Origin of the sequence: Bradyrhizobium sp. HKCCYLRH3061 (assembly GCF_051168015.1) — a bacterium.
GTDB lineage: Bacteria > Pseudomonadota > Alphaproteobacteria > Rhizobiales > Xanthobacteraceae > Bradyrhizobium.
The window spans coordinates 147,161-157,414 of the sequence record NZ_JBNPUE010000002.1 but is presented as its reverse complement, the minus strand read 5'-3'; the positions used below and the strand labels follow the sequence as shown (position 1 = coordinate 157,414).

Annotated in this window: 9 protein-coding genes and 1 tRNA gene; 2 read left to right on the top strand and 8 right to left on the bottom strand. The window is 66.0% G+C overall.

All coding sequences use genetic code 11. The features are described 5' to 3' along the window. Window positions 1-20: 20 nt before the first annotated feature. A tRNA-Arg gene (locus tag ACQR2C_RS04630) sits at window positions 21-97 on the bottom strand. Between the two features lie 116 nt (window positions 98-213). Further along, entirely contained in the window at window positions 214-474 is a 261-nt protein-coding gene (locus ACQR2C_RS04625; RefSeq protein ID WP_316182112.1) for a hypothetical protein, read from the bottom strand. 223 nt (window positions 475-697) lie between these two features. On the opposite strand from ACQR2C_RS04625, the gene ACQR2C_RS04620 reads away from it, so the two are divergent. After that, complete coding sequence (locus tag ACQR2C_RS04620; RefSeq protein WP_434880583.1) at window positions 698-1,141, top strand: hypothetical protein; 444 nt, start codon at window positions 698-700, stop codon at window positions 1,139-1,141. Window positions 1,142-1,390: 249 nt separating this feature from the next. Here ACQR2C_RS04620 and ACQR2C_RS04615 read toward each other — a convergent pair whose 3' ends face one another. Beyond that, entirely contained in the window at window positions 1,391-1,696 is a 306-nt protein-coding gene (locus tag ACQR2C_RS04615; RefSeq protein ID WP_434838329.1) for a histone, read from the bottom strand. A 72-nt stretch (window positions 1,697-1,768) separates the two neighbouring features. Continuing rightward, window positions 1,769-3,214, bottom strand: coding sequence for a cryptochrome/photolyase family protein (locus ACQR2C_RS04610; protein WP_434874578.1), 1,446 nt, complete (start codon window positions 3,212-3,214; stop codon window positions 1,769-1,771). Window positions 3,215-3,340: 126 nt separating this feature from the next. Between ACQR2C_RS04610 and ACQR2C_RS04605 the strand changes: the two genes are divergently transcribed. Beyond that, the gene (locus ACQR2C_RS04605) at window positions 3,341-5,044 is read left to right on the top strand and encodes a methyl-accepting chemotaxis protein (protein WP_315804893.1); all 1,704 of its coding nucleotides are present in this window, start codon (window positions 3,341-3,343) and stop codon (window positions 5,042-5,044) included. A 9-nt stretch (window positions 5,045-5,053) separates the two neighbouring features. Here the strand turns inward: ACQR2C_RS04605 and ACQR2C_RS04600 are convergent, their stop codons facing one another. From ACQR2C_RS04600 to ACQR2C_RS04585, 4 genes are all read right to left on the bottom strand, one after another. Next, the gene (locus tag ACQR2C_RS04600; protein WP_316216077.1) at window positions 5,054-6,358 is read right to left on the bottom strand and encodes a TRAP transporter large permease; all 1,305 of its coding nucleotides are present in this window, start codon (window positions 6,356-6,358) and stop codon (window positions 5,054-5,056) included. A gap of 370 nt (window positions 6,359-6,728) precedes the next feature. Next, window positions 6,729-7,334 carry a TRAP transporter small permease subunit gene (locus ACQR2C_RS04595; RefSeq protein ID WP_315804895.1) on the bottom strand — a complete coding sequence of 202 codons (606 nt, stop codon included), beginning with the start codon at window positions 7,332-7,334 and terminating at the stop codon, window positions 6,729-6,731. Continuing rightward, a complete protein-coding gene (locus ACQR2C_RS04590; protein ID WP_315804896.1) occupies window positions 7,327-8,328 on the bottom strand; it encodes a TRAP transporter substrate-binding protein in 1,002 nt (333 codons plus the stop codon). Before ACQR2C_RS04590 ends, ACQR2C_RS04595 begins: the two co-directional genes overlap by 8 nt. Window positions 8,329-8,597: 269 nt before the next feature. After that, a complete protein-coding gene (locus tag ACQR2C_RS04585) occupies window positions 8,598-10,253 on the bottom strand; it encodes a hydantoinase B/oxoprolinase family protein (protein ID WP_434880582.1) in 1,656 nt (551 codons plus the stop codon). Window position 10,254 lies beyond the last annotated feature (1 nt).

Sequence of the window (10,254 nt, the reverse complement as noted above, 5' to 3'; positions counted from 1 at the left end):
CGCAGGCTGGTCAATGGCTCTGGCGCGCTCGGAGAGATTCGAACTCCCGACCCTCGGAATCGAAATCCGATGCTCTATCCAGCTGAGCTACGAGCGCGCGATACGGGCCAAATCTCCCGCGTGACCGGGATACCAGACTTGGATGGGCAAGGCCAGCCTCCGTCGGATATCAACGGTCGTTTGCCGAAGCTGGCCGGGCGTCCTTGGATGGCGTCAGAAGCAGGGATGCCGGCGTCGGTCCTGGCCGATATAGGCGGCCGAGCTCTGGTAGCAGTGGTTGGTGGAAGGACCGTCATAGAACGCAAAGGTGCCGGGCAGCGGGCCGGGGCCATAATTGTGCAGGAAGCTGACGGTGTAGGGCAGCCCGTAGTGGTGGCGGTGATGCCGATGATGGCTGCGCGCCTCGGACGTGGTGGGCACCAGGGCGGCAATCGACACGATCAAGGCGGCGGCGAGGGATGCGAGCTTGCTCATGACTTTTCTCTTCTCCGGAAAACGACGTCAAGGCCGGCCGTCCGGCTGATAGCCTAACGCGGAAGTGGCGGAAAGGGTGCGCAAAAGGCGACAATCCGTCAAATTTTTGGCCTTTTCCGCGTGCTTAAGAAGACCATGACAAGGTCCGGCAAGTGCCGTCGCGCATTGGGCCCGAGGCGTTGTCGCGACAGCGCCAGAAAAGACCGGGTTTGCCGTCCTGTCCATGAATCGCCTGATCCCAAGCGTCTTGCTCCTGCTGGTCGCCGCTAGCCCGGCGCGTGCGGATTTGCACATTACGCGCGATCACGGTGGCTACATCGAAGAGTACAAGGCCAAGTACAAGCGCGTCAGGGAAACGCGTCAGCGCGTCATCATCGACGGCATCTGCAATTCCGCCTGCACGCTCGTCTTCGGCTTTGTGCCGCTCAACAGGATCTGCGTCACGCCCAGGGCCAGCCTCGGCTTCCACCAGGCCTATTACGACAAGGCGTTCACGTTCGGCATCAAGGTCACCAGCGTGGAGGGGACGTCCGAGCTGATGTCCTATTACCCCGATTCGGTGAAGGACTGGATCCGGCGCAACGGCGGGCTCACCACCGAGATGAAGCGGATCAAGAACGGCATCGAACTCTGGAAGACCGTCGACCCCTGTCCTGACGTCTGGTGAGAGCGCCGCCCGCACGGAATCTCTGTCCAAGCAGACCTCCGCCGGCAATCCGATCGCAAGCCGGTCCCGCGTCCGCGCGGCATCACCGTTTGCTGCGCCGCGCCGCGGATGCCAGGTCCCGGCTCCCAACCGAACGGCGACAAACGAAACAATCCAGCGCCAGATCGTCCCCACTACCGGGCACTGGATTGTTTCGCCGAGACCATCAGCGAAGGTGACGAGTCGCCTTCGGTCCCGAGCCAGGCAGAATCAGCGCTTGGCCTTCTTCGTCTTCTTGGCCGCTTTCTTGGTGGCCTTCTTGGCCGTCTTCTTCGCAGCTTTCTTGGCCGCCTTCTTCACGGTCTTCTTCGCAGTCTTCTTGGCGGACTTCTTGGTCGCGACCTTCTTGGCCTTAGCGGCGGCCCGCTTGGGTGCAGCCTTCTTGGAGGTCTTCTTCGCGGTCTTCTTGGCCGCTCGCCGGGCCTTGGGTGCCGTCGCGGTCACCGGATCCTTCGGCGCCTCGGCGGGCATGCTGGTCTCGGTCACGGTCGGATCAGAGAGTGGAGTGTCGTCCATATCGGGTCCCCCGATTTGTTGGAAACCCTGCGACGATAGCTGGATTCTCCGTGCTGTCAAAGCGCGCCCCAACTAATCACTTGTGCGCAAGCTCGCGTAGGCTGCCAGCGCGCGCTCCCGCCCGGGCTTGTGATCCACGATCGGCGCCGGGTAGGTGCGGCCGAGTGCAACCGCGGCCTCGGCGAGCTCGAGCGGCTTCGCCGCCCAGGGCTGGTGGATCAGCGCGGCCGGCAGGCGTGCCAGCTCCGGGACCCAGCGCCGGACATAGGTCCCGCGAGAATCGAATTTTTCGCCCTGCAGCACGGGATTGAAGACGCGGAAGTAGGGCGCGGCATCGGCGCCCGATCCCGCAACCCATTGCCAACTTGCCGGATTGCTGCCCGGGTCGGCGTCGACCAGTGTGTCCCAGAACCACTCTTCGCCGCGCCGCCAGTCGATCAGCAGGTGCTTCACGAGCAGCGAGGCTGCGACCATCCGGACGCGGTTGTGCATGCTCCCGGTATGCCAGAGCTCGCGCATCCCGGCGTCGACAATCGGATAGCCGGTTCGCCCGCGCTGCCAGGCCTCCAGCGTTGCATCGTCCTGGGCCCAGGGAAAGGCATCGAAGGCCGGCTGCAGGTTGCGGGTCGCGAGGTCGGGATTGTTGGTGAGCAGGTGGCGGCTGAACTCGCGCCAGCCGAGCTCGCTCAGGAACTTGTCGATGCCAGCGGCGGAGGCCGGGCGCTCGGCGGCGGCAAATCGCGCCGCATGCCAGATCTGGCGCGGACTGATCTCGCCGAAGCGCAGATGCGGCGACAGACGGGAGGTCGCCTCGATGTCGGGCCGGTCGCGATTGGCGGCATAGGTCTGCACGGCCGTTTCGAGAAAGCTGGCGAGGCGCGCCTGCGCCGCGCGCTCGCCGGCTTGCCACGTCGCACGCAGTCCGCCGGCCCAGTCGGGCCTGCTTGGCTCGAGCGCGAGCTCGTCGATCGTCAGGCTCGTGACGCCCGGCGCGTGCGACAGCCGGGCCGGCCGCGGCAGCGGCTTCGGCGGATCGCCCAGAGCGAGCACGCGCTTCCAGAACGGCGTGAACACGCGCGGGCCGCGTCCATCCTTGCCGCGCAACTCGGCGGGGTCGACCAGAAGGTCGTCGGGAAACACGCGTGAGGAGACGCCGATCTCGGCGAGTGCTGCTTCGACATCGGCAGCCACGGCGCGCGGTGCGGCCTGCGCGACATCGTTCCAGTACACCGCGCTCGCGCCGCTCTGGCGTGCCAGCTCGCCGAGCGCGGTGGCCGCGGATCCGCGCCGGATCACGAGTTCGGCGCCGAGCGCATGTAGTTCGGCCTGGAGTGCACGCAACGATTGCGCGAGCCACCAGCGCGACGCGCCGCCGAGCGGACGCAACCCGGGGCTTTCCTGATCGTGGACGTAACTACAAACGATCCGAGCGCCCGACTTCGCGGCTTCATACAACGCGGGGTGGTCAGACAGCCGCAGGCTCTCGCGAAACCATACGATGATGGGGGAGGAGGACATGATCAGGTATCTTATTGCCGTTTTTTATAGTGAGTTCCGGTATTCTACGTTCCGGAAAATAACTGCTTTGAAACCAACTACGGGCAGTTTGAGATTCAGTTGCAGTTCCCCTGGAAGGTTTATGACGTGTCCGTCCAATTGAAGCTCGGCACCAAGGCGCTGATCGGCGCCGTTGTCGTGATCGCCCTGAATACCGCCCTGGTCGTCGGCGCAGCGTACTGGTCGCTGTCCTCCGATTTCACCGACCGCGCCAAGCGCGACATCGAAGGCAATCTGCGCACCTTTGCGCTGACGTTCACCGAGACGTTCAAGGATGCGAAAGTCAGCGTGCAGAACGGCGTCGTTACGCGCATCGAGATTCCGGCGATTCCCGAGATCAAGGATCACGCGATCGTGGATCGCGCGGTGTCCTATGTCGGCGGCAGCGCCACGCTGTTCGTGGTCGATGACAGCGGACAGTTCGTCCGCCGTTCGACCAACGTGAAGAAGGAGAATGGCGACCGCGCTGTGGGCACCCAGCTTGCCGCGGATCATCCGGCGCAGGCGCTGCTGCGCCGCGGCGAGGCTTACAAGGGCCCCGCGACGCTGTTCGGCAAGTCGTTCATGACCGCTTATTTTCCCGTCACCAATCCGGCGGACAAGGTGATCGGCATTCTCTATGTCGGCGTGCCCATGGCCGAGCTCGACGCCATGCTGTCGCAGGCGATGCGGACCATGGTCGTCGCCGCGGCGATCGCTGCGCTGCTGGTGCTCGGCCTGACGATGCTGGCGGTGCGACGTGTCACCAAGCCTCTCGCCGCCGTGACCGACGCGCTCACCGCAATCGCTGAGGGGCGCGAGGACGTTGCGATCAAGTCCGATGACCGCAGCGACGAGATCGGCGAGATCGCGCGCAGCCTGGTCGTGTTCCGCAGTGCCGCGAGCGAGCGGCGCCGGATGCGCGAGGAGCAGGCGGCCGCGGCCACTGCGGCTGTCGAGCAGCGCAAGGCCGAGCTGCAGCGTTTCGTCGATTCCTTCCAGGCCAGCATCGGCGGCATCATCGAGAACGTCTTGACGTCGTCGGGCGAGTTCGAGCGCGAGGCGCGCCAGCTCACCCAGACCGCGCGGACCACCGCCGACCTGTCCGGCCATTCGGCCGGCGCTTCGGAAAGCGCTTCCGAGCACGTCCGCACCGCGGCCGTTGCCTCGGACGAGCTGTCCGGCTCGATCGCCGAGATCATCCGTCGCGTGCAGGAGTCCAACGCCATCGCCGCCGAGGCGGTCAACCAGGCGACCGCGACCGACCAGCGCATCAAGGAGCTGTCCGACGCCGGCAACCGCATCGGCGACGTCGTCAAGCTGATCACCTCGATCGCCGAGCAGACCAACCTGCTGGCGCTCAACGCCACCATCGAGGCCGCCCGCGCGGGCGATGCCGGCCGCGGCTTCGCGGTGGTCGCCCAGGAGGTCAAGACTTTGGCCGGCCAGACCGCCAAGGCGACGGAGGAGATCTCCAGCCAGATCGCCAACATGCAGACCGTGACCCAGGAATCCGTCGACGCCATCAAGGCGATCGGCTCGACCATTGAGCGCATCAACGGGATCGCTGCCTCGATCTCGGCCGCCGTCGAACAGCAGCGCGCCGCCACGCAGAACATCACCCAGAGCGTCCGCTCGGCCGCGACCGGCACCGCCGAGGTGGTCGAGAACATCCGCAGCGCGGCGCGTGGGGCGGGCGAGACCGGCGAAAGCTCCAACCGGATGTTCGCCTCGGCCCAGGCGCTGTCCAGCGAAAGCCTGCGGCTGAAGGCCGAGGTGCAGAAGTTCCTCGACGGAATGCGCGCCGCCTGACATCGCGGCTCATCCGTAGAGCAGCCTTGGCAGGATCGTCACGATGCCCGGGAAGAGGGTGAGCAGCAGCACGAAGGCGACCATGATGGCGAGATAGGGGGCGGTCACACGGGCGATATAGCCGAGACCGTCCTCCGTCAGGCCCTGGATCACGAACAGGTTGAAACCGACCGGCGGCGTGATCTGGGCCATCTCGACCGCGAGCACCAGGAAGACCCCGAACCAAACCTCGTCGAAGCCGGCGCCCTTCACGATCGGCAGCACGATCGGCAGGGTCATCACGATCATCGAAAAGCCGTCGAGGAAGCAGCCGAGGATCAGGTAGAACACGATCAGGACTGTGATCAGCATGAACGGCGACAGGCCGAGGCCCTTGACGAAGGTAGCCACGGCTTGCGGAATGCCGAGGAAGGCCGCGGCGTTGCCGAGGATCGAGGCGCCGAGCACGATCAGGGCGATCATCGAGCAGGTGATGACCGAGCCGATCATCACGTCGCGCACCACCTGCCGCGACATCGCGCCCTGGAAGTAGGCCACCAGCGCTGCGCCGAGCACACCGACGGCGGCGGCCTCCGACGGCGTCGCCAGGCCGCCATACATCGACCCGAGGACGCAAGCGATCAGGAACAGGGCGGGGGCGAGATCCTTCAGCGCCGCGAACCGCTCTGCCCAGGGCACCTGCGACAGTTGCGCCTCCGCCTTTGGCACCATCGAAGGCGTCAGTGTCGTGTGCAGCATCACCCAGCCCATGAAGGTGCCGGCCAGCAAGAGACCCGGCAGCACGCCGGCGGTGAACAGCTTGAGGATCGAGACGTCGCCGAGCACGCCATAGATGATCATGATGTTCGACGGCGGGATCAGGAAGCCGAGCGTCCCGGCGCCCGCGAGCGAGCCGACCGCGATGTCGCGCGCATAGCCGCGGCGCAGCAGCTCGTTGAGCGACATCCGGCCGATCACCTGCGTCGTTGCGGCCGACGAGCCGGAGATCGCGGCGAAGATGGTGCAGCCGATGACGTTGACGTGGAGCAGGCGGCCCGGCAGCAGCCCAGCCCATGGCGCCAGCCCCTGGAACAGCGAGCGCGACAGCCGCGTCCGGAACAGCAGCTCACCCATCAGGATGAACAGCGGCAGCGCCAGCAGCTCCTGGGTGGTGAGAATGTTCCAGGCATATTGCGGAAGCAGCTTGTCGAGCGGGATCGAGCGGAACATCGCCAGCAGCAGGGTCGCGGTGAAGGCGAGCGTGAGCCCGATCCACAGGCCGCCGGCCAGCAGCGCGAACAGGATGGCGAACAGGGCGACGACTTCGATGGTCATGGGGAGGGGGAGTCCGCGGTGAGGGAGGCGGGCGGGATGGGGCCTGCGAATCCCAGACTGGTGGGATCGTCGCGAATGGCATCGCCGTGATGCGCGATGGTCGTGCCGCAGGCGCGGTTCGACCTCGCCCCGCTTGCGGGGAGAGGTCGGATTGCATCGCAAGATGCAATCCGGGTGAGGGGGTACAGGTCTCTCCGCACGCACTTCCCGCGCGGCTGCCCCTCACCCCGACCCTCTCCCCGTAAGGACGGGGAGAGGGGGCGCACCGCGTGCGGGGTGAGAGTTCGCCTATCAGTTGATGGACAAGAACTGCGTAGTTCGGCGGCCGCTGCTCGCGGCGAACCGATCGTCGCGACGTGGGCACGCTCTCTCATTCGACCGGCGACGCCTTCATGCGGTGATCCTCCAGCGGCAGTCCCAGCGCGGCCTGGATGGCGCGGGCGAGGAATTGCAGGGTCAGGAGCAGCATGCCGAAGGTGACGACGGCCTGCGGAAACCACAGCGGGGTGTCGCTGGAGGTCGAGACCTGGCCGCGGACGAAGGAGCTCCAGGCGAACTTGGTCATCGCCGACGTCAGGAACGCCATGAAGGCGAAGCCGGCGGCGGCGGCCAGCACCTCCAGCGCGCGCTGCAGCGGCGCCGGCACGTTCTTGAGCAGCAGCACCACGCGGATATGGCCGCCGACGCGCAAGGTCATGGCCGCGCCGAAGGTGAACGAGGCCGCCATCAGATAGGACGAGTATTCCCAGGCGATCGAGATGGTCGGCGGGAAGAACGGCAGCACGTTCGACAGCGCCCGCGTCGTCACCTCGGCCAGCATCAGCGCCGTCAAGGTCAGCAGACAGCCGCCGCCGATCCAGCCGTCGAGCCGGCCCAGCCGGTCGATGACATCGAGCAGGATGCGCAGCGGCGCGGGCGCCGCTGCATTGAGGCTCGCCCGTTCGCCCGGCGACGGCTCCACGATCGCGTCAGCCACGCTTCATCTCGGCAAGATAGGACTTCACCGGTTGATCGGCAGCGGGCACGCGCTTGAGGAAGGCTTCCATCTGTGGCGCGGTCTTGGCCCGGATCTCGGTCATCATCGCATCCGAAACCGGCACCACTTCCATGCCGCCTTCCTTGAGCCGGTTGAGGCTGTCGACATCGGCCTTGAGCGAATTCGCCCAGAAGGTCGGCTCCATCTTGGCGGCGATGTCGCTGACGGTCTTCTGCTGCTCGGGCGTCAGCGCCTTCCAGGAATCCAGGTTCACGTTGAGCATCTGCGACGACCACACATGATTGGTCGGGTAGACGTATTTGAGGAATTCCCAGAACTTGCCGTCGACCCCTGAGACCGAGGAGGTCGAGACGCCCGCCACGGCGCCGGAGGCCAGTGCCGGGATCGTCTCGCCCCAGGGGATCATGACCGCGGCCATGCCGATGGCGTTGAGCATGTCGACCGCGTTCTTGTCGGGCACGCGGATCTTGATGTTCTTCAGGCCGGCGACGTCTGATGTCTTGACCTTCAGGTGCAGATACTGCGTCGGCCACGGCACGATGTAGAGGATCTTCTGGTTATTGCGCGCGGCGATCTTCTCATATTCAGGCCGCACGTATTTGTGCAGCACCTTGAGTTCGTCCATCGAGCCGGCGAGGAACGGGATGCTCTCAACGCCCATGAAGGGCTCGTCGCCGACCTGCTGGATGTTGAGCACGTCCGCGAGCGGGACGAGACCGTCGCGCACCGCGCGCAGATGCTCCGGGCCCTTGAAGCCGAGCTGACCGCCTGCCTTCACGGTGATGTTGACGGCGCCGTTGGTCTGCTTCTTCACCTCCTCGGCGAAGGCCATCGCGTTCTGGGTGTGAAAGTTGCCCTCGGGCCAGACCGTCGACATGTCCCAGTTGGTCGTCGCCGCGCGTGCCCTTGTCGAGACCTGGCTCGCCGTGAGCAGCGCCGCTGCACCTGCCGTGAACGTCCGTCGCGTGATCATCAGTGTCTCCGCTTCGTTGCTGAGCTAAGGGAAATGGAAGAGGTTTGGCGAGCCGTGTGGTCGTGGCCATCCTTCGAGACGCCCGCCTGCGGCGGGCTCCTCAGGATGAGGGCTCGTTGCGCGGCCAGATGCTGATCCTCTCCATGAGGACGCCCCTCATGGTCAATGTGCAGCACCGATAGCGGTGCTAAACCCTCATGGTGAGGAGCGTCGCTCTTGCGACGCGTCTCGAACCATGAGGCCACCAATGTTTCGACTGGCATGAGATCTCACCGCGCCTGCCCGTAGACCTTTGCCGCGTTGTCCGCCGACACCAGCCCGCTCTCGACATCGCTCTGCACGAGCTCCGCCGCGCGTTCGCGGGGATCGCCGATGCCTGCACCGCCCGGCGTCAGCACCACCAGCCGGTCGTCCGGCGGCACGGTCTGAAAACCCTTGCCACGCAGCTTCTTGCCCGACGCGAGCCCGACATAGCCGGCTTCGCCATGGTGGCCGCCGTCGCGGCCGCGCGGCGGGTGGTCGATGCGGTCGAAGGCGGCGAGGATGTCGAACGGCGCGTCGACGCCGCTGCCGACCTCGATGATCTGGCCGAGGCCGCCGCGGGTGCGGCCGGCGCCGCCGGAATCCGGCCGCAGCTCCTTGCGCCAGAAGATCAGCGGCGTCTGCGTCTCCGCGATCTCGACCGGCGTGCCGCGCACGCCGGAGGGATAGGCGGTAGCCGACAGCCCGTCCTTGTCGAAACGGGCGCCAGTGCCGCCGTTCGACGTCACCGCCATCGAGAACCCGTAATTGCCGCCGGCGCCGGAGCGGGTCTGGCCGCGGACGTTGAGATTCCACAGACACGACGTGCCTTCGGCGGGCACGCGCTCGGGGATGATCTGGCGCAGGCAGCCGAACACCACGTCGGGCAGCATCTGGCCGATGACATGACGCGAGGCGACGGGCGCCGGCTTCGGCGCATTGAGGATCGCGCCCGATGGCGCCGACACGGTCAGCGGCGATAGCGAGCCGGCATTGTTGGGGATCGCGGAGGCCACGACGCAACCGAGCCCGAACACCGTGTAGGCCGTGGTGTAGGACAATGGCACGTTGATACCGAATTTCGAGGCGGGCGAGGTGCCGTCGAAGTCGACGTGGATGCCGTTCTCCGAGATCGTCAGCGCCGCCTTCAGGGTGACAGGCGCATCATAGCCGTCGACCACCATCTCGTTGCGCCAGGTGCCCTTGGGCAGCTTGGCGATCTCGGCCAGGACGGCGTCGCGCGAGCGGTCGCAGATGTAGTCGCCGAGCGTATCGAGCGAGGCGATGCCGAACTCGGTCATCATCTCGACCAGGCGCTGGCAGCCGACATCGTTGCAGGCGGCGAGCGAATAGGTGTCGCCTTCGGTGTCCACCGGCAGCCGGGTGTTGGCGCGGATCATGGCCATCAGCGTCTCGTTGACGACGCCCTGGTCGATCAGCTTCAGCATCGGGATGTACAGCCCCTCCATGAATACGTCGGTGCCGTCGGGGCCGAAGCCGATGCCGCCGATATCCATCAGATGGCTGGTGCAGGAGAACAAGGCGACCGGCTGGCCGTCCTTGAAGCAGGGCGTGGTGACGACGAAATCGTTGAGATGCCCGGTGCCCATCCAGGGATCGTTGGTGATGTAGGCATCGCCGGGCTTCATCGTGTGGATCGGAAAATGCGCGATGAAGTGCTTCACCGACTCCGCCATCGAGTTGACGTGGCCCGGCGTGCCGGTGACGGCCTGCGCCAGCATGCGGCCGTTCAGGTCGAACACGCCGGCGGAGAGGTCGCCGCATTCGCGCACGATCGGGCTGAAGGCGGTGCGCAGCAGCACCTGGGCCTGTTCCTCGACCACGGCGATCAGCCGGTGCCACATGATCTGCAAGTCGATCAGGCTGCTCTGTGATGAACTCATT

What these genes read in the sequence shown, in the direction of transcription:
- ACQR2C_RS04625 (WP_316182112.1), bottom strand. Translation starts at nt 474, where the DNA reads ATGAGCAAGCTCGCATCCCTCGCCGCCGCCTTGATCGTGTCGATTGCC.
- ACQR2C_RS04620 (WP_434880583.1), top strand. Translation starts at nt 698, where the DNA reads ATGAATCGCCTGATCCCAAGCGTCTTGCTCCTGCTGGTCGCCGCTAGC.
- ACQR2C_RS04615 (WP_434838329.1), bottom strand. Translation starts at nt 1,696, where the DNA reads ATGGACGACACTCCACTCTCTGATCCGACCGTGACCGAGACCAGCATG.
- ACQR2C_RS04610 (WP_434874578.1), bottom strand. Translation starts at nt 3,214, where the DNA reads ATGTCCTCCTCCCCCATCATCGTATGGTTTCGCGAGAGCCTGCGGCTG.
- ACQR2C_RS04600 (WP_316216077.1), bottom strand. Translation starts at nt 6,358, where the DNA reads ATGACCATCGAAGTCGTCGCCCTGTTCGCCATCCTGTTCGCGCTGCTG.
- ACQR2C_RS04590 (WP_315804896.1), bottom strand. Translation starts at nt 8,328, where the DNA reads ATGATCACGCGACGGACGTTCACGGCAGGTGCAGCGGCGCTGCTCACG.
- ACQR2C_RS04585 (WP_434880582.1), bottom strand. Translation starts at nt 10,253, where the DNA reads ATGAGTTCATCACAGAGCAGCCTGATCGACTTGCAGATCATGTGGCAC.